The 19,184-nt window shown below is 45.9% G+C and carries 15 protein-coding genes; 14 read left to right on the forward strand and 1 reads right to left on the reverse strand.

Going from position 1 to position 19,184, the window contains the following annotated elements; translation table 11 throughout:
• Window positions 1-180 precede the first annotated feature (180 nt).
• The 4 genes from ACEW8F_RS09260 to ACEW8F_RS09275 all read left to right on the forward strand — a co-directional run bounded on the left by ACEW8F_RS09260 (window position 181) and on the right by ACEW8F_RS09275 (window position 4,894).
• Complete coding sequence (locus tag ACEW8F_RS09260) at window positions 181-1,047, forward strand: PleD family two-component system response regulator (RefSeq protein WP_373483189.1); 867 nt, start codon at window positions 181-183, stop codon at window positions 1,045-1,047.
• Window positions 1,048-1,150: 103 nt separating this feature from the next.
• Window positions 1,151-1,465 carry a hypothetical protein gene (locus ACEW8F_RS09265; protein WP_373483190.1) on the forward strand — a complete coding sequence of 105 codons (315 nt, stop codon included), beginning with the start codon at window positions 1,151-1,153 and terminating at the stop codon, window positions 1,463-1,465.
• A gap of 56 nt (window positions 1,466-1,521) precedes the next feature.
• Window positions 1,522-4,179 (forward strand): DEAD/DEAH box helicase, encoded by a 2,658-nt coding sequence (locus ACEW8F_RS09270; RefSeq protein ID WP_373483191.1) that lies wholly within the window; start codon window positions 1,522-1,524, stop codon window positions 4,177-4,179.
• Between the two features lies 1 nt (window position 4,180).
• Window positions 4,181-4,894: an SWIM zinc finger family protein gene (locus ACEW8F_RS09275; protein WP_373483192.1), complete on the forward strand. Its 714-nt coding sequence runs from the start codon at window positions 4,181-4,183 to the stop codon at window positions 4,892-4,894.
• Between the two features lie 5 nt (window positions 4,895-4,899).
• Here ACEW8F_RS09275 and ACEW8F_RS09280 read toward each other — a convergent pair whose 3' ends face one another.
• Window positions 4,900-5,727, reverse strand: a complete 828-nt coding sequence (locus tag ACEW8F_RS09280; protein WP_373483193.1) for a metallophosphoesterase — start codon at window positions 5,725-5,727, stop codon at window positions 4,900-4,902.
• A 284-nt stretch (window positions 5,728-6,011) separates the two neighbouring features.
• Between ACEW8F_RS09280 and ACEW8F_RS09285 the strand changes: the two genes are divergently transcribed.
• From ACEW8F_RS09285 to ACEW8F_RS09330, 10 genes are all read left to right on the forward strand, one after another.
• Complete coding sequence (locus ACEW8F_RS09285) at window positions 6,012-6,509, forward strand: MarR family transcriptional regulator (RefSeq protein WP_373483194.1); 498 nt, start codon at window positions 6,012-6,014, stop codon at window positions 6,507-6,509.
• A gap of 90 nt (window positions 6,510-6,599) precedes the next feature.
• Window positions 6,600-7,766, forward strand: coding sequence for an ArsA family ATPase (locus ACEW8F_RS09290; protein WP_373483195.1), 1,167 nt, complete (start codon window positions 6,600-6,602; stop codon window positions 7,764-7,766).
• Window positions 7,767-7,873: 107 nt separating this feature from the next.
• Window positions 7,874-8,119 (forward strand): hypothetical protein, encoded by a 246-nt coding sequence (locus ACEW8F_RS09295; protein WP_373483196.1) that lies wholly within the window; start codon window positions 7,874-7,876, stop codon window positions 8,117-8,119.
• 45 nt (window positions 8,120-8,164) lie between these two features.
• On the forward strand, window positions 8,165-9,325 hold the full coding sequence (locus tag ACEW8F_RS09300; protein WP_373483197.1) for an ArsA family ATPase: 1,161 nt from the start codon (window positions 8,165-8,167) through the stop codon (window positions 9,323-9,325).
• A 60-nt stretch (window positions 9,326-9,385) separates the two neighbouring features.
• Complete coding sequence (buk, locus tag ACEW8F_RS09305) at window positions 9,386-10,459, forward strand: butyrate kinase (RefSeq protein WP_373483198.1); 1,074 nt, start codon at window positions 9,386-9,388, stop codon at window positions 10,457-10,459.
• Window positions 10,460-10,718: 259 nt separating this feature from the next.
• Window positions 10,719-11,948, forward strand: a complete 1,230-nt coding sequence (locus ACEW8F_RS09310; protein ID WP_373483199.1) for an aminopeptidase — start codon at window positions 10,719-10,721, stop codon at window positions 11,946-11,948.
• Window positions 11,949-11,982: 34 nt separating this feature from the next.
• On the forward strand, window positions 11,983-13,881 hold the full coding sequence (gene phnD, locus ACEW8F_RS09315) for a phosphate/phosphite/phosphonate ABC transporter substrate-binding protein (RefSeq protein WP_373483200.1): 1,899 nt from the start codon (window positions 11,983-11,985) through the stop codon (window positions 13,879-13,881).
• Window positions 13,882-14,091: 210 nt separating this feature from the next.
• The gene (locus tag ACEW8F_RS09320; protein WP_373483201.1) at window positions 14,092-14,328 is read left to right on the forward strand and encodes a hypothetical protein; all 237 of its coding nucleotides are present in this window, start codon (window positions 14,092-14,094) and stop codon (window positions 14,326-14,328) included.
• 34 nt (window positions 14,329-14,362) lie between these two features.
• A complete protein-coding gene (locus ACEW8F_RS09325) occupies window positions 14,363-16,261 on the forward strand; it encodes a lectin like domain-containing protein (protein WP_373483202.1) in 1,899 nt (632 codons plus the stop codon).
• A 247-nt stretch (window positions 16,262-16,508) separates the two neighbouring features.
• Window positions 16,509-19,154 carry a cation-translocating P-type ATPase gene (locus tag ACEW8F_RS09330; protein WP_373483203.1) on the forward strand — a complete coding sequence of 882 codons (2,646 nt, stop codon included), beginning with the start codon at window positions 16,509-16,511 and terminating at the stop codon, window positions 19,152-19,154.
• Window positions 19,155-19,184 lie beyond the last annotated feature (30 nt).

The raw sequence follows: 19,184 nt of genomic DNA on the forward strand, positions 1-19,184 counted from the left end.
TTTTTTTTTGAATGTGGCCGACGCTTACCGAAGCTTATAGCTGAAAGTCCGTAATCGAAAGATCACTTTTTAAATACCTCCGCCACGGTAACTATTGAGTTGCCGGATGGCACCGGAAAAGATATAATAAAATAAAACCCGATCTAACATTGGGTGATAGGCGAAGCGAGGTGAAAGAACATGGATAGTTTACCAGTAGTGGTTCTTGTTGATTCCAATAGTGTGGTCAAAGAACGCATCAGAAAAATATTGTCCGATCAGGATATTACAATATATGAAGCCTCGTCCCGGCAGGATCTGCTTGGCATCATGGAACAAAATAAAAATCAGATCAATCTCATCGTGACCGATATCGAAATTGATACGGATCGAAATTTTGATGGCATTAGTCTGATCCAAATGGTTAAAAATAAAAGCGATACCATTCCGGTCGTAGTGGTCACCTCCGAAAGCCGAAAAGATATCATCACCAGATATTTACGGGAAGGAACGGCAGATTATATTTTAAAACCCTTTGAAGATAACTATTTAAAGGAGAAACTGTTAAAACACATCAACGTCGAAAGTCTGACGGAATTCACGGTCTTAAAATTCAGCCTGAAAAATTATCTGGAGCATGAAATTTACAAGGCCAAAAAAGGCAATTACAGTTTTACCCTTTTAAAGATCAGTTTTCAATTAAACAGTCAGGCTGCAGAAGCAAGCAATGAGTTTTACAAACATGCTAAAGCTGTTTATCGGGAGATCAAATCGCTTTTTTGGGATTCGGATTTATACATTCAACATGGTTATCATAGTCATCTGGGATTTTTTCCCTTTTGCACCGAGGAAAATTCTAAAGTAATCAGTGATAAAATCATCAGGAAATATGAGGAATTCAAATTAGCTGATCCAGCAATGCAAAATTACGTCATTAACCAGACCTATTCAACCTACCCGATTGATGGTGAAACCCCGGCAGATTTACTTGAAGCCCTGGAAGCGAGAAACACAGAAACCATTAAACCGAAATTCACGTCAGAGTCTGTCGAACCTGCTGACCGCTAAGCGGTACCCTATCATGCCGCTAATTTTTATGACGTTGCGGCGTAGTCGATTTAAATTGGCGGTTCAGGCGATCAAAAAATGAACTTTTAAAACAGGAGTAGCGATGTTAAAACGAATTAAAAATATCAAAGGAATCGGAAAACGAGTCAGAGACATCAATATTTTACTGAATCGCGAAGGGTTTTATCTGCCCTGGAATGATCAGCAGATAGAATTGTTTTTCAGAAGTTTAAAACAGGAAATGACGACAGCCGACTGGAATGATGAAGAAGGCAATAAAGTCAGACTGATTTTCACCCCTCAGACCATCAAAGAGAATGGTTATGAAACAACCCTCAACGTCATTGAGGTGGAATACTATACCATCGAACAGATCGTCGAACAGATCCGCAGACAGCTTCATACTCAAAAGAAATAATCATTAAAAATTCGCAAACGTCATGCGACAGGGGCGAAATTAAAAGGAAAACGACAATGACAGACTATATTGAATTAATTGCCAGCTTCACCAAAGACGACTTTATCCTGGATTATGAAACGGTGTCAAAAAAAGGGTTCACCGAAGATAAATGGCAGTTTGAGCAGGCATGGCAAGCTCAATTCAGAGCGAATAAGGATCGGACCCTTTTTTATTTTGGATTTCTCAGTAATCTGGATTTTCTTTCGCCGACGATGGCCTTTCTCCAACAAATCAGTGAGGGATTTTTACAGAAAATCGCCAAACAGCCGGACCTGGAGTTTTCCCGGGAAAATGTGGAGCTGAGTTTGACCCCGGATGAAATCGAAGAGATCCGCAGAAGAATTCCCTTTGGGAATGGTATGGCCCATGTCAATGAGGGCTGGATTATGGGTGTTTGGGAGCGACTCATCCTTGTCTATCAGCAAGCCATAAAAGCCTATCCAGGTACTGTAGCGGCATTTTTAACCGAGCACCACGCCGGGATCAATGTGGCCGGACGGATCTTTTTTCATCTGGTTGAGAACAATGAAGATGAACGGTATCCCTTTGCTTTTCTGGCCACTTATGCGACTAAACCTGATGATGGTAAAAAAGCCGTGCATACTCCCCTTAAAAACGCTTTGCGGGAATACCAGAATCAGCCGGAAAAGCTGATTCAATTATTATCCACCGTCAGCCGGGTGGCTGATGTCAGTAGGTTTATTTCAGATCTAATGGAAAGCGGGGAGTTGTTTTCGCCGCTGAAACTGAGCGCCCGGGATGCCATGGTCTTCTTAACCGAGATTCCCCTTTATGAAGAAGCCGGGATCATGTGCCGGATTCCCAACTGGTGGCGCAAAAAAACTAATCAGCTTAAGCTCAACCTGACCGTAGGAGAAAAAGAACCGGCAATGGTGGGGATGGACGCCATCTTGTCGTTTAAAGCAAACCTTTTGTTTGGAGATACCGCGATTTCTAAAGAAGAAGTCCAGGGGCTTCTGGCCGAAACACAGGGCCTGGCTCTGATCAAAGGTAAATGGGTGGAAATCAATCATGACCAGTTGCAAGCAGCCTTAGAAGCCTTGTCAAGAGCCGAAGCGCTGGCAGACCAGCAAGAGCTGACCCTGGCCCAGGCGATGCGGCTGGAACTCGGCTCGGAAGAGCTGCTGGGAATACCAACAACGGACATAGAAGTCCATGTGTCAACTGGTGACTGGCTCCGTCAAATGAAAGAAACCATGGCCAATCCCCAGACCCTGGCGGGACAGCAACCGGAACCCGGTTTTCACGGGGAGTTGCGACCCTATCAGCAAACCGGTTATGACTGGCTTAAATACATGGTTAACCTGCGCCTCGGCGCCTGCCTGGCCGATGATATGGGTTTGGGGAAAACCGTCCAGATCATTGCGCTGTTAGAACACCTGCGCAGTCATCAGGAGGATCGGGTGTTGCTGATTTTACCGGCATCCCTAATTGGCAACTGGGAGAAAGAAATCAACAAATTTGCTCCGGAGATGCCGGTCAGTGTGTTGCATGGGATGGCCACAGCAAAGAATTTGGAGGACTTTCTGACGGAGCCGGTCTTTTTAACCATCACCACGTATGGGATGGCGGTGCGGGTACCGGAGCTGGGGGAAATCCACTGGGATCTGATTATCCTGGACGAGGCCCAGGCCATTAAAAACCCCGGCACCAAGCGGACTAAAAACATTAAAGCACTCAAAGCTAAAGCCCGGATTGCGATGACTGGCACCCCGATTGAAAACCACCTGTCGGATTTATGGTCGCTTTTTGATTTTCTCGATGGCGGACTGCTGGGAAATGCCAAAGAATTCACCGGGTTTACAAAAGGCTTAAAGAAGGATCCCACCGGCTATACCAAACTGCGAAATCTGGTTAATCCCTTTATCCTGCGCCGACTAAAAACTGATGCCACGATTATTTCGGATTTACCGGATAAGATCGAAATCAAAGAATACCCGGTGCTTTCAAAAAAGCAGATGGTGCTTTACCAGAACCTGGTTGCGGAATTGGCAAAAAAGCTAAAAGAAACGGCAGGGATTGCCCGAAAAGGTCTGGTTTTATCCAGCATCATCAAGCTCAAGCAAATCTGCAATCACCCGGATCAGTATCTGGGTCAGGATCTTTATAAGCGGGACCTCAGCGGCAAGTTTGAAATGCTGGAGAGTATCTGTGAAACCATTTATGAAAAACGGGAACGGGTGCTGGTGTTCACGCAGTTTAAAGAACTGACCGAGCCATTGTCCCAGTTTCTGGAAGAACTATTTCATCGGCCGGGGCTGGTGCTTCACGGCGGCACCCCGGTGGCCAAACGAAGCGAACTGGTGGAAGCCTTTAATGGGGAAGCCTATATCCCCTTTATGGTGCTGTCCCTCAAAGCCGGTGGGGTGGGTCTGAATTTGACCGGCGCCAATAACGTCATCCATTTTGACCGCTGGTGGAACCCGGCGGTGGAGAATCAGGCTACCGACCGGGCCTTTCGCATTGGTCAGACGCGTGATGTGATGGTACATAAATTTATAACTACCGGCACCATTGAAGAAAAGATCGACGCAATGATTGAAGAAAAAAGTCAACTGGCCGGAGATATTATAAAGGCTTCCGGCGAGGGCTGGATCACTGAGCTGAACAATGAACAGCTGCTGAAATTATTAAGTTTAGGTGGAATCTGAGATGAGTTATTACGATTATGATTATGTATCCGTTGCTCAAAAAAAAGAAAAAGCCCGAAAATCGATGGAGAAACTGAAGCGGTCGATGCCAGATATCGAGCCGGTAGTCATTGAAGGCACCGTCATCGCCAAAACCTGGTGGGGAAAAGCCTGGAACAAAAACCTGGAAAGCTATGCTGATTACAGTAATCGGATTGGCCGGGGACGCAGTTACGTTCGGGAAGGGGCAGTGTTGCATTTAAAAGTTGAAAAGGGGACTATCCATGCTCTGGTTCAGGGAAGTACGGCCAAACCCTATCGGGTTGAGATTGGCATTGATCCGTTGGATGAAAAAACCTGGAGGCAGATCACCGCCTTGTGCAACCGCCGGATTGAATCGCTGGAACAGCTCGTTTCTGGCAAGTTTCCCAAAGAGCTGGAGAGTCTTTTTACGACCAGACAGGAGGGGTTGTTTCCCGCCCCAAAAGAAATCCATTTTCACTGCAGCTGCCCCGACAGCGCCCGGCTGTGCAAGCATGTGGCAGCGGTTTTATACGGAGTCGGCGCCCGACTGGATCAGAACCCGATGATGCTCTTTTACCTGCGGAAGATGCCGGTCGAAGAACTGATCAAAAAATCCATTGAGGATAAGATAGAAAGTATGCTTAAAAACGCCGACAAAAAAAGTCCCCGGGTAATCGGGGACGATCAGGTTTTTGATCTGTTTGGGGTGTGATCATGCTAAGGGCTGACCTCAATGGAAACAATTTCAGGCACGTTCATAAAGCGAAAGGGCAATTTGGTCATCCCGGTGCCTTTGGTAACGAATAAGTTAGTTTGGCCCTCGATGCCAATGACAAAAAGGCCTTTCACATACTTTTTTCCATTGGCCGGCAAGATTTTTTCGGTTAAGTAAGGCAGAGAAATCTGCCCGCCGTGGGTATGGCCGGCTAAAACCAGCTGAACAGCATCGCTGTTCATTTCATCCACAATATCGGGCTCATGGGTCAACAGAATATTATAAGCACCATCAAGTGCCTCATCAGTCAGGTTGATATCGGGGTTGCCCCGATAAACATCATCCAGACCGAGCAGCCGGACGTTGAGTTTTGAAATATCCAGCCAGTCGTTAACGAGAACCTCAAAACCGGCAGCATTCATCAGATCCTCATAATTGTAGTGATCCAATAAGGCATACTCATGATTTCCCATCACCGCAACCTTGCCATAGGTGGCCTGGATCTTTGCTAAATTTTGGGCAATCGCTTCCGGATTGACGGTAAAATTTCTGCTGGAACCAATGAGGTCGCCGGTAAAGATAACAAGATCGGCATTTTCAGCATTTATTTTAGTAATAATTCGATCGAGTTGGCCATTATCACTAAATTCGCCCAGGTGCGTATCGCCAAAAAAGACAATTTTTAGTGGCGCCTCAATTCTGCTGCTTTCAAGTTTTTCCCGATTAACCATTAAGAGATTGGGTTCAACATAGCGGGCATAAGGATAACAGCCCACCAAAATGGCGGTTAATGTGATGGTGGTGAGCAGTAAAAATTTTCCAAATTTCATGGGCACTCCTTTCGGTTATTGGTTGATCAGGTAATTGTGAGACTCCGTGAGTGCTACGATCAGTTTTGAAATCACTTAATAGGCATTATAACCTGCAATCTTTAAGGGCTCTTTAAAAAAAATAAAATCAGCGGATTGAATGAGGGAAAAATGTCGGTAGATCAGCTGATCGTTCAGAATAAAATAAAAAAGACAAAAGGGTTGACAAATTAATACTTCGGGTTTAGAATTAAATTAATTCGAATGGCGAAGTAATTTACAAAAAGAGAATAAGGATAAAGCAAATGAATAATAGCTCCAATGGCAATCTTGAAACAATGATTTTTGAATACATCGATAAAATAAAATATTTGTTGTCCCCGGAGATTTGGGGAAATGAACTGTTTAATTGTTCGAAGAATGAAGTGTTTGTGCTGTTGCTCTTATATCGGCGAAGCGATGTGAACATGACCCAGATTGCCGACTACCTGAGTGTTCCCCTGAACACTGCCACCGGCATTGTCGCCCGAATGGAAAAGCGGGATTTTTTAGTCCGGGAAAGAAGCTCAGAAGACAAACGGGTGGTCACCATCAAACTTACCGACGCTGGTAGAGCAACGATCCGGGACATCCTCAACGAGATGATTCGTTACGGACAGCTGATGATGGACAGCTTTACGACCGAGGAAGTTACACTGATCTTCAAACTGGTGGAAAAGGTCATGGACACCCTCAGTCGCGATGCCAGTAAAATCGAAGCCAAACCAACCGAACCAAAAATCAGAAAGATCATGATTGAATAAAGCTGCTGCCCCCGGGCAGCATATTTTAGAAGATATACTTCGAATGACGAACTATTCGACGAAAGAATTATAAACTGAGGAGGAAATCAAATGAAACGGATATTGATATTTACTGGCAAAGGCGGGGTTGGGAAAACCAGTGTGGCAGCTGCCCACGCCCTTAAATCATCACAGGAGGGCAAAAAAACCCTAATCGTCAGTACCGACATGGCACACAATCTGGGGGATCTATTTAATGTTCCGATCGGAAAAGAAGAATTGCAGGTAGCCGATCATCTCTATGCTCTGGAAATTGATCCCAATTATGTGATGGAAAAAGATTTTAAAAACTTGATGCGGGCTTTTAGCAACATGATTGGCTCAATCAATCCGGAAGGCGCCGAAATGGATGAGTTTACGATGATGCCGGGTATGGATGAACTTTTCGCCTTACTTAAAATCCAGGAATTGTATAACAACAGTGACTATGAACGGATTATTGTCGACTGTGCACCCACCGGAGAAACCCTGTCGCTACTCAAATTTCCCGAGCTAATGTGCTGGTATATGGATAAGTTTTTTCCGATCGGGAAGGTGGCAGTGCGAATTCTATCACCGGTTTCAAAAGCCTTATTTAAGATACAGTTGCCAGACCACCATGCCATGAGTGATATCGAAACCCTTTATGTTAAACTGATTGAACTTCAGGAACTATTGAAAAATAAAGAAGTGTCCTCAGTCCGGTTGGTGACCATTCCCGAGAAAATGGTGGTGGAAGAAACCAAACGAAATTACATGTACATGAAACTCTATAACTACAATGTCGATGGCATTTTTATCAATCGTATCCTGCCCCGCGAAATCGGCAACCCTTTTTTTGAAGAATGGATTACCATTCAGAAAAAATACATCGCTGAAATTGAGACCTGTTTCGACCAGATCCCCAAATATTATATTCCCTGGTACGACACCGATTTACTGGGATTAGATGCCATCAACCGGATCTGTGACGATGTCTTCGCCGAAAGAGCTGATTTATTTGAGATCAAAGCCGATATCGAAGGGGAAAAATATGAGCAAACCGAAAACGGTTATGAGCTGAAACTTTTTTTACCAAATATTACCAAGGATGAGGTGGCCGTTAATTTGTCCGGATCGGACGTGATTGTCAAAATCGGCAATTATAAGCGTAATATTCCGATGCCCAATACCCTCCGCGGGATGGCCGTCATATCGGCAAAATTTGATCAGAATACCCTGATCATTGCGTTTCAATAGTACGATTTGAATACCGTGCGATGAGCTTCGCTGTCTGTATTCAATGTACAGCAAAGCAAGCCTTGTACAATTTATTATGATTCAAAAAAATATGGGAGGTCTACCAAATGAACCGTGAATTTATTAAAAACATGATCCTGGCAAAGCAGTATGAACGCGATGCGTTTTTGTCGCTGTTATCACCGAGCATCGCCCAACATGTTCAGGTGATTGAAAAAGAAGTCAAAGGAATGATCTTTGATCTGGCTAAGGAATGGGTTGTTGATGTGAGCAGTTCGGTGAACGCTGCCGAAAAAGAAAAAACGGATGGGTCGGACAGCGAGAAAAAAGTCAAAAAGGTTTCTATCACTTAGCATCAATGAAATAGATTGATCGATCGAATAAAAGGGAGAAGAAAAATGCGAATTATTTTATATACAGGCAAAGGCGGTGTCGGTAAAACCAGTGTGGCTGCGGCAACGGCGGTTAAGCTGGCCAAAGACGGAAAAAAAGTTTTAATCATGAGTACTGATCAGGCTCATAGCTTATCGGATTCTTTTGGAGTAAAGCTGGCAAACACCCCCGTCAAGATTAGCGATAAGCTCTGGGGTCTGGAAATTGATGCCATCCTGGAAGGCGAGCGGGCCTGGGGAAATATGAAAAACTACATGAAGGAATTGCTGACATCCAGAGCCGAAGGGGGCATTGAAGCTGAGGAACTACTCGTCTTTCCGGGGCTGGAAGAACTGTTTTCACTGTTTAAAATTACCGATATTTATGAAGAAAACCTGTACGATGTGTTGATTGTTGACTGTGCCCCCACTGGGGAGACGCTGTCGCTGTTAAAATTTCCGGAAATGTTTGGCAATATGATCAAAACGGTACTACCGATGAAAAAGAAGGCCGTTAAAATGGCCGGCCCGATGATGGAAAAAGTCATGAAAATCCCAATGCCCGAGGACAATGTCTTTGATGATGTGGAACAATTGAATGAAAAACTCTATCAGCTTCAGGCGATTATGACCAACAAGGAAATCCTCAGCATTCGTATCGTTACAACACCGGAGCGGATTGTCATCAAAGAAGCCAAGCGGAATTTCACCTATCTGCATTTGTACAACTACAACATCGATGCCGTGATCGTCAACAAGGTCTATCCGCAGAAAGCATTAAACGGGTATTTCAGTAAATGGATTAATCTTCAGGAGGAGGGGCTCAAGGAAATTCGCGAGAGCTTTTCTGAGGTGCCGGTTTTCACCCTGATGCTGTTCAATAAGGAACTGGCCACCGAATCAATTTTGCTGGAAGCCGCCGAGCAGATTTTCGGCGAAACTGATCCCGCGGCGGTTTTATTTAAGGATACGATTTTTGAAGTTAAGAAGGAAGATGATGGTTATGCTTTTATTTTGAACATTCCTTTTGCCGAAAAGTCGGATCTGGATATGGGACAGAAAGGCAGTGAACTGATGATTCAGATCAAGAACGAAAAACGTTGCTTTACCCTGCCGGATGTGTTACGCAACAAAACCGTTCAAAGTGCCAGATATGAAGCGGGAAAACTGCTGATAAAATTTGCATAAAGTCAGAATCGGGTTTACAATGGAGAGAACAAATCATTGGAAAGAAGAGGAAGGCAGTCGATGCAGACTTACTTTATTTTAACCATTAATCCCGGCTCAACCTCCACTAAAATCGGCGTTTTTGAAAATGAAACTGAAGTATTTACCCAGTCGGTTGAGCATGATAGCACTATTCTGGAGACCTTTCCAACCGTTAATGATCAGTTTGAATTCAGAAAAAAGACAGTGCTGGAAATTCTGACCGCCCGCCAGTTTAACCTCCATCAACTGGCGGCAGTGGTAGGACGCGGCGGCTTGCTGCCGCCCATTCATGCCGGTGGCTACCGCGTCAATCAGGCTATGAAAGATCTGATTTTGGCAGGTCGTCTTTCGCCCCACGCCTCCAATCTCGGGGCCCTGCTGGCGGATGCCATAGCCGGCCCGCTGGGGATCCCGGCCTTTATCTATGATGCGGTTTCAGCAGATGAAATGGCGGATGTCGCCCGGGTCACCGGCTTTCCCGAGATTCACAGAAAGAGCCTCTGCCATGTTTTGAACAGCAAAGCCATGGGCCGAAAGTATGCTAAAGAAATGGGAAAAACCTATGCTGAGATGAACCTGGTGATTGCCCATCTCGGTGGCGGGATTTCTATCAGCGCCCATAAAAAGGGACGGATCATCGACGTGATAGCCGATGATACCGGCCCTTTTTCGCCGGAACGCTCTGGCGGCGTTCCCCTGTTGGCCCTGGTGGAGCTGATTTTCAGCGGGGATTATCAAAAAAATGAGTTGCTCAAAAAAATCCGCGGGCAGGGAGGCTTAAAAGCCCTTCTGGGTACCGGGGATATCAGGGAAATCGAACAGCGAATTTTGTCCGGAGATCAAAAAGCTAAGCAGGTCTATGCGGCCCAGGTCTATCAGATTGCCAAAGGCATCGGCGAAATAGCCGTGGTACTCAAAGGCGAAATTGACGGAATTATCCTCACCGGTGGGATGGCCTATTCTGAAAAACTCACCAGCATGATCAAAGATTACGTCACCTTTCTGGCCCCGATTAAATGTCTGCCCGGGGAAAACGAAATGGAAGCCCTGGCCCTGGGTGGATTAAGGCTGTTAAGGGGCGCAGAAGAACCGCAGCTATTTAGTGGCAATTAAATAGTAAAAGATGGTGAACAGAAGGCCAATCATTGACAAATTGTTCCCAGTTGAAATTAAGATTAGGTACTTTTTGCAAATTTTTCTTGTTTCTTTATTTAATGAAAGTGGTATAATTTTTACCATAAGCGTTCAAAAAAATAAAACTATAAATTTTACAAAAATGAAATGACAGCGGATTTTGCGCAGTGATCTAAAATCTGCATAAAGCCGGCTTAAAATATTATGTAACGATTAAAAAGAAAATGAGGAAAATAAAATGGACCATATGGAAAAACTAAGGGAATACGCCCGACTCGTTGTCCAAACTGGGGCAAATGTGCAGAAAGAACAATTGGTGGTGGTTAATTGTTCGGTTGAGAATTTTGAGTTTGGACGGATGATCGTTAGGGAGGCATATAAAGCTGGGGCCAGAGATGTAATCGTCTTCTGGAATGATGTCAAAACCAGCCGACTCCGCTATGATAATGTCAGCCTCGAGGTTTTGGGCAACATCCCCAATTGGCTGGCCGAATCCCGGAACTATTATGCCGAGCAGAAAGCGGCAGTGATTTCCATTGTCGGTAACGATCCAGAGGCCTATAAAGGGGTGGCCAGTGAAAAACTGCAAACCAGCAGCAAAGCCTCGGCCAAAGCATTTGAACCATATTATAAAAAAATGATGAACAGCGAATTCCAGTGGTGTGTGGCGGCTGTCCCTGAGGCCAAATGGGCGATGAAGGTGTTTCCTGAGCTTTATGAACAGGAATCCATTGTAAAACTCTGGGATGCTATCTTTGATGCTGTGCGCATCGGTGAGGATGATGCGATTCAGGCCTGGAATGACCATAAAGTCTTGCTTGCCCAAAAATGCCGCGTTCTGAATGATGCGCATTTTGACACCCTGCGCTATAAAAATAGCATCGGCACCGATTTTACCGTCGGTCTTCAGAAAGATCACATCTGGGAAGGCGGGGGTGAGTTTACCCCGGACCAGGTCTACTTTTTTGCCAACATGCCCACCGAAGAAATTTTCACCGCTCCGGACTGTTACCGGGCTGAAGGGACGCTTGTGTCATCATTGCCGCTTTCCTATCAGGGAAACCTGATTGAGAATTTCAGCCTGACCTTTCACGACGGCCAGGTGACTGACTATCAGGCAGACAAAGGCGAGGAGTACCTCAAAATCTTGATTGAAACCGACGAGGGATCTCGGCGGTTAGGTGAAGTGGCGCTGGTTCCCTATGATTCACCGATTTCCAATACCGGAATTCTTTTTTATGATACCCTGTTTGATGAAAATGCGGCCTGTCATTTTGCCCTGGGGGAATGCTATCCCACCAATATCAGCGGTGGGGTAAAAATGACCAAAGAAGAATTGATTGCCGCCGGTGGCAACCAGTCCGATACCCATGTGGATTTTATGATCGGCACCAAAGATTTGGAGATTACCGGATTGACCAAAGATGGCCAGGAAATCTGCATTTTTAAAAATGGCAACTGGGCGTAATGCGTTTTTATAAATTCGAGAATGGAGACAGATCGTGGAAGAAATAAAAAGTGAAATAAATTTGGAAAACATTCATTTGGAAGTGAAGTCCATTGCGCAAACCTCGGGCGAAATGAAAAGAAATATGATGAGCCTGGAAGAAAGCTCAACCCTTTCAGTTGAAATTTTAAATGAGAATAAAGCGACGATGAATAACATTTTAAATCTGCTCACCGCCATGGCAGAAAAAGATGAACCGATGGAAGACGAGGAAAAGGACAATGTCAACAGTGAGCTTTTTTCACTGCTGGAGACCATGGACTTTGATATAAAAAAGCTGAGCTGGTTTTCTGAAGAAAATGTAAAAGTCTTTAATACCATTGTCGCCCAAGCAGATGAAATCGCCAAACTCAGCGAGGAAAATGCTGCCAGTACCTATGAAATCAACGCGGACATCAATGATTTTACCCAGGTATCAAATAAGCTTCAGGGCAATATTGTCAGAATCGAAGAAAACTCCAGTCGTTCGGTTGATATGCTGAGCGAAAACCGATCGACCATCGAAAGCATTTCTGATCTGCTTTTGGATCTGATTGATGGGGTTAAGCAGGCCTCGGGTATTAATGATGAATTAGATGGCTCGTCTAAGCAGATCAGTAAATTTGTGGATTATATTAAGGATATTTCCCGGCAAACCAATCTGCTGGCTCTCAATGCCAGCATTGAGGCCGCCCGGGCTGGTGCCGCCGGTAAAGGATTTTCAGTGGTAGCTGAGGAGATCAAGCGGCTGTCTGACAGCACCGCCACCTTTGCCACTGAAATAGAACAGATTGTTAATCAGGTGATTGTGGAAGTGGATCGTTCTAATACCGCCATTGAACGGTGTACCACCCGGACCAAAGATATTGAAAATGCCGCTCAGAAATCCGGAGATGTGATCGAAGAAATTCAAAAAGTTCTAATCGAATTAAACAACTCGATGAATGAAATCAAAGCGATTTCCAGCCTCCAGGTGAACACCTCCCATGGCATCCAGTCTTCTATCGCCAAGGTGTCCGATGCGGTGGACTCGACCCATCAGGTTACCACCAATACTATCAGTACGATTGTGAATCAAAAGGCGAAAAATATCGAACTGCTGGATTATTGTACCAAGCTTTCGGAAATGGCCAGCAATGTTCAAAAGCTTACTGCCAAAAATAAAAATAAAAATGAAATTATTTTTGGGGTTAATCCTTTCACCTCGCCAGAAAACATCAAAACCATGTATGTGCCCATTTTAAATGGGGTCTTCAAAAAAATCGGATATAAGGTTCGTACGATGATTGTGAAGGATTATGATGCCCTCAGTGAAGGCATGAAGGAAGGTATCATCGACGTGGCCTGGTTCTCGCCTTTTGCCTATGTTAATGCTCATGAAAAAATTGGCATCGAGCCCCTGGTATCACCCCGAGTCAACGGCAAGGTATCTTACAATGGTTACATCATTACCCGTAAAGACAGCGGCATCAGCAGCTTAAGCGGATTAAGAGGCCGCAGTTTTGCCTACGTGGATGAGGGCAGTGCTTCGGGATACCTCTATGCCCAGCATATTATTAAATCCGAAGGCATGAATCCCAAGACCGTTTTCAGTAAAACATCCTATCTGGGCAGTCATGACAGTGTCATCAAAGCGGTGCTGTCCCGGGAATATGATGCCGGAGCCACCTATAACGAGGCGATGGAAGGGGCGGCGAAAAGCGGTATTAATCTGGATGAATTCCGGATTATTGCTAAAACCCCGGACATCCCCAAGGATGCCATTGCCGTTAATCCGAAACTGCCAAAAGAATTTACGGCACTGTTAAGACAGGCTTTTGTGGAATATGTAAAGGCACCCAATATCAAATCTCCAGTAGAAGGGTTTGTTGAAAGCGACGATGCCAAATACGATGTGATCCGGGAAGTGATGTAGGGTGTTAATAAGCGGGATTATGGGGTATAACTTCCTAGAATAGAATTATGGGAGGTTTATCATGATCGCATTGATTATTAGAACACTGGTTCTAGATCAGAAAAAGATAACCGCCGTTAAATCAGGCGGTTATTTTTTTGATCAGAGCGGCTAAAATATTTTTGTAGCAGTGTCTAAATATTGCTGAAAGTTAATTATCAGGAGGAAATAATGGATGAAGTAACAAATGTCAGGAAAAAATTTGCCCCGGAAATCGCGGAGATACTTTTTTTATTGAAGGAAGTGGGGAGCGGACGGATCTACGGCTTCCCCGGGAACTGTACCCCGGGAGATGACGAATTGAAGACCAATGTCGACACCCTCACCGAAAAATTCAACGCTTTGCTTGATCAGATCGAATCAGGAAAGGAGCCCGGAACGGGAGCATCAGCAGAGCAAACAGATTAAAGATAAGGCCAAATAAAGAGAAAAAGGAGCGAGAATGAAAAATTATTTAAAGAAATCACTGTCGTTGCTGCTGGTCAGCATCATGCTGACTGTTTTGATTCCGGCCAGTGCCTGGGCTTTAGAAGAAGTCACAGAGCCAACCGCAGCGCCCTTAAATCCGGCTTTTGTTCAATATCAGGATGATCTCAAGTTGGGAACACTAAACACCTCAACCAGCGACGGTCATTCCCGAGGGTATATTCCGCCACCGCTACAACGCTATGAGGGCACGGAAACTACAATAGCTTCGTCGGCAACGCTCCCGGTCGCCTACGATCTCCGCGACACGGGTCGAATAACGGATATCCGTCAACAGGGTGATTACGGAAGCTGCTGGGCTTTTGCCAGTCTGGCTTCTCTGGAATCCTATCTCAAGCAAGATACAATCGTCGATCTGTCAGAAAATAACCTGATGTGGAATAACGGCTTTGATGGAACTCCTGATGACGGCGGTAACTATACCATGGCCACCGCTTACCTGGCCCGGTGGAGCGGTCCGGTCAGTGAAAGCAGTGACCCCTATGACAGTCCGAAAAAAACTGGCTTAGCTCCGGTTTACCATGTCCAGGAAGTAGCCGCGATTCCCAACTTACCGTCGGCGATTAAGCAGGCTTTGATAGATGGCGGGGCGCTTTATACTTCCATGTATTCGGTGCCGTTGGACAGCGAAGAATATTTCAATAGTGATAACGCTGCCTTTTATTATGATGGCGATGAAAACCCCGACCATGATGTAGTGATTGTCGGCTGGGATGATCATTACAGTCGGGACAATTTTAGTAAAAAACCTGAGGGTGATGGTGCCTGGATTATCCGTAACAGCTGGGGATCGGAATGGGGCGATGGCGGTTACTTTTATATGTCCTATTATGATAGCTATGCCGGCAGCAATGTGACCGCTTTTCATAATGCCGAAGCGACTGATAATTACAGCCAGATATATCAGTATGATCCTTTGGGCAACATCTCGGCCATGGGCTATCAAGATGATGATAACACCGCCTGGGGCGCCAATATCTTTACCGCAGCGGCCAGCGATAATCTGACAGCGGTAAGCACCTATGCATTAACCCCCGGAACAACGGCTGAAATCAAGATCTATACCGATGTCAATGATGGCAAGCCAAACAGTGGGACCTTGAGGACTACCCAGACCGCCAGCTTCCAGCGGGGCGGTTATTATACCATCGATCTGGACAATCCGGTGGGACTGGTGGCCGGACAGAAGTTTGCGGTTGTCGTCCAATTCAGAACCCCGGGAACCAATGACTCAGTACCGGTAGAAAGCCGGGTTGAAAATTACAGCAGTGCTGTTAGTGCCAACCCCGGCGAGAGCTTTACCAGTAATACGGGCACCGGCGGCTGGTACGATACCTCAAAAAAAGACCACAGCAATGTTTGTATTAAAGTTTTTACCCAAAGCCGGGACACTTTTGCCAATTGTCTCTATCGCACCCATATCCAGGATGTGGGCTGGCAGAATTGGCAGAGTAATGGCGGGATCAGCGGCACCTCCGGGCAATCCTTACGTCTGGAAGGCATTGAAGTAAAGATGGATATCAGTGGTTATGATCTGGGCATTGAATACCGTACCCATGTCCAAAACCTGGGCTGGCAGGATTTTAAGAGCAACGGTGACATGAGCGGAACGACCGGTGAATCGCTGCGGCTGGAAGCTATTAAAATCGCATTAACCGGTGCCGATGCTGAGCAGTTTGATGTATATTATAGGGTTCACGTCGAAAACCTGGGTTGGATGGACTGGGCAAAAAATGGCGCTGAAGCGGGTACCGCAGGATTTGGTTACCGGTTGGAAGCCATCGAGATTCAGTTATTGCCAAAAGGCTCAGCAGCACCTGGCCTCACCGCTCAACCATATCTGGAAAATAATTAACAAAAGAGTATAACAAAAAAATCCTGGCGCATTGTCTTGACAATGATAGTGTGCCAGGGTAAAATGAAATGGTTGTGAGGGAGTAATTTGCGCGATTCGCGTGATAAGTCAACATGCATGGTAGAAATACCTGGCTTATCTTAATGAGTGAGACTCATGTACAGTTTTTCTGTACTTGGGTTATTTTTTCCAGGTGCAGAAGCATCTGGTTTTTTTATGCACTTAATTATTCTTGAAGGAGGATTCGATGAAGACGTATTTGCAGACTTCGGAAGAAGTACTTAAGGAGTTAAACTCCGGGAGAGAGGGCCTTTCCCAGACCGAGGCCGGCCAACGGCTGGACAAGAACGGGAAGAACAAGCTGGACGAAGCCAGGAAAGATTCATTGGCGGTGCGGCTTTTTAATCAGTTAAGAGATCCGATGATTGTGATCCTGATTGCAGCCGCTATTATTTCAGGCATCACCGCCGCCTATTCGGGCGAATCCTTTGCCGATGTGATCATCATTATGGCGGTGGTTATTATTAATTCGGTGCTGGGTGTTTATCAGGAAAGTAAGGCCGAAAAAGCCATTGAAGCGCTCCAGGCCATTTCGGCCGCGACCTCCCGGGTGATGCGGGATGGTAAAATCCAGGAAATCAAAACCGAAGAACTGGTCGTCGGCGATGTGATTCTGCTGGAAGCCGGAGACTCGGTGCCGGCGGATGCCAGACTGTTGGAAAGTGCCAGCCTGAAAATCGAAGAGGCAGCCCTGACCGGTGAAAGTGTCCCGGTAAGTAAGGTGATTACCGCCCTGAATCTCGGGGATCAAAAAGACATTTCGCTGGGCGACCGACGAAACATGGTCTATATGGGTAGTGCCGTAGTTTATGGCCGTGGCTCGGCCACAATCGTGGCTACCGGGATGCAAACCGAAATGGGTAAGATCGCCGATGCCATTACCAAGGCCAAAGAAAATGCTACACCGTTGCAAATCAAGCTTAATCAGTTAAGTAAGGTGTTAAGCTGGCTGGTTCTGGGAATTTGTATTTTCATTTTTGCCCTGAGTCTGGTGCGCTTATATCTGGGTGAAGGAATTACCGGTATCGGGGTATTAAATACCTTTATGGTGGCGGTATCGCTGGCAGTTGCCGCCATTCCCGAAGGTTTGGCCGCGGTGGTCACCATTGTTTTGTCCATTGGCGTAACCAATATGGCCAAAGAAAAAGCTGTGATTCGGAAATTAACCGCCGTTGAAACCCTGGGTTGTACCCAGGTGATCTGTTCCGATAAAACAGGAACCCTGACCCAGAATAAGATGACCGTGGTGGATCACTTCGGTTTTGATGAACAGTTATTGGGTCGAACCATGGCTCTCTGTAACGATGCTCATTTAAATGAAGCGAACAAGGCTGAAGGGGAGCCCACCGAGGCCGCCCTGGTCAATTACGGATTTTCGCTGGGTTTGAAAAAGAGCGACATGGAAGCTCAAACCCCCCGGGTGGGGGAAGCCCCCTTTGACTCGGGCCGAAAGCTGATGAGTACCATTCACAAAATGGCAGAAGGCGGTTTTATCCAGTATGTTAAAGGGGCCCCGGATGTATTGATCTCCCGCTGTACCAGCTATTGGGACGGCAAGGCTCAACGGCCCATTACCGCTGGTATCTGTGAAGAAATCAAACAGGCCAATAAAGGTCTGGCAGACCAGGCCCTCCGGGTGCTGGCCGGCGCCTTCCGTAATTGGGAAACGATGCCGGAAGATCAGTCACCGGATTATCTGGAACACGAGTTGTGTTTTGTCGGGTTAACCGGCATGATTGATCCGATCCGGCCCGAAGTCAAGGACGCCATTGTCCAATGCAAGTCAGCCGGCATCCGGCCGGTGATGATCACCGGAGATCACAAGGATACCGCCATTGCCATTGCCAAACAACTGGCAATTATCAGCGATCCCAAAGAAGCGATCACCGGAGCTCAATTGGATGAGATTAGTGAAGAGCAGTTAAAAAAAGATATTGGCAACTACTCTGTGTATGCCCGGGTTCAACCAGAACATAAGGTGCGAATTGTCAAAGCCTGGCAAGATCAGGGAATGATTGTGGCGATGACCGGCGACGGTGTCAACGATGCGCCATCCATTAAAACCGCTGATATTGGGGTCGGAATGGGGATAACAGGTACTGATGTTACTAAAAATGTGGCTGATATGGTACTGGCAGACGATAATTTTGCTACAATTGTTAATGCTGTGGAGGAAGGTCGTCGGATTTATGATAATATCCGCAAAGCCATTCAGTTTTTGTTGTCATCTAATCTCTCAGAAGTTATTGCCATTCTGATTGCTACCTTGCTGGGATTTACCATCCTGAAACCAGTGCATTTGCTGTGGATCAACCTGATTACGGACTCATTCCCGGCCATTGCATTAGGCATGGAAGGTGAGGAAGCTGATACCATGAAGAATCCGCCCCGAGAATCGACGGAGGGGATTTTCTCCCGGGGTTTGGGGGTGGATGTGATCTGGCAGGGCGTTATGGTTGCTATGGTGACCATTGCTGCCTATTTTGTAGGACACTACATTGAAGCCGGTGTCTGGGAAATTGCTGAAAGTGCCGATGGCATGACCATGGCATTCCTGACCTTATCGATGGCAGAAATGTTTCACTCGTTGAATATGCGCAGCCGCCGCCAATCGATTTTCAAGATGCAGCGCCAGAACAAATTTTTGTTCCTGGCCATGGCTGCTTCACTGGTGTTGACAACAGCGGTTATCTTTATCCCGCCGATTGCTGCCGCCTTTGAATTTGAACCAATTAGTCTGCTCGAATACTTTACCGCCATGGGACTGGCGGTTATGGTGATTCCAATTGTTGAAATTGTAAAATTCTTTCAAAGAAAAGATGATGCTATATAATTTAAGCTCATCGATTAAGACCTTCAGGCA

The organism is Acetobacterium sp., assembly GCF_041752335.1.
Taxonomy (GTDB): Bacteria; Bacillota; Clostridia; order Eubacteriales; family Eubacteriaceae; genus Acetobacterium.

Coding starts and splice junctions, on each gene's coding strand:
- ACEW8F_RS09310 (WP_373483199.1), top strand. CDS start 10,719: ATGGACCATATGGAAAAACTAAGGGAATACGCCCGACTCGTTGTCCAA.
- ACEW8F_RS09280 (WP_373483193.1), bottom strand. CDS start 5,727: ATGAAATTTGGAAAATTTTTACTGCTCACCACCATCACATTAACCGCC.
- ACEW8F_RS09330 (WP_373483203.1), top strand. CDS start 16,509: ATGAAGACGTATTTGCAGACTTCGGAAGAAGTACTTAAGGAGTTAAAC.
- ACEW8F_RS09325 (WP_373483202.1), top strand. CDS start 14,363: ATGAAAAATTATTTAAAGAAATCACTGTCGTTGCTGCTGGTCAGCATC.
- ACEW8F_RS09295 (WP_373483196.1), top strand. CDS start 7,874: ATGAACCGTGAATTTATTAAAAACATGATCCTGGCAAAGCAGTATGAA.
- buk (WP_373483198.1), top strand. CDS start 9,386: ATGCAGACTTACTTTATTTTAACCATTAATCCCGGCTCAACCTCCACT.
- ACEW8F_RS09290 (WP_373483195.1), top strand. CDS start 6,600: ATGAAACGGATATTGATATTTACTGGCAAAGGCGGGGTTGGGAAAACC.
- ACEW8F_RS09260 (WP_373483189.1), top strand. CDS start 181: ATGGATAGTTTACCAGTAGTGGTTCTTGTTGATTCCAATAGTGTGGTC.
- ACEW8F_RS09320 (WP_373483201.1), top strand. CDS start 14,092: ATGGATGAAGTAACAAATGTCAGGAAAAAATTTGCCCCGGAAATCGCG.
- ACEW8F_RS09275 (WP_373483192.1), top strand. CDS start 4,181: ATGAGTTATTACGATTATGATTATGTATCCGTTGCTCAAAAAAAAGAA.
- ACEW8F_RS09270 (WP_373483191.1), top strand. CDS start 1,522: ATGACAGACTATATTGAATTAATTGCCAGCTTCACCAAAGACGACTTT.
- ACEW8F_RS09300 (WP_373483197.1), top strand. CDS start 8,165: ATGCGAATTATTTTATATACAGGCAAAGGCGGTGTCGGTAAAACCAGT.
- ACEW8F_RS09265 (WP_373483190.1), top strand. CDS start 1,151: ATGTTAAAACGAATTAAAAATATCAAAGGAATCGGAAAACGAGTCAGA.
- ACEW8F_RS09285 (WP_373483194.1), top strand. CDS start 6,012: ATGAATAATAGCTCCAATGGCAATCTTGAAACAATGATTTTTGAATAC.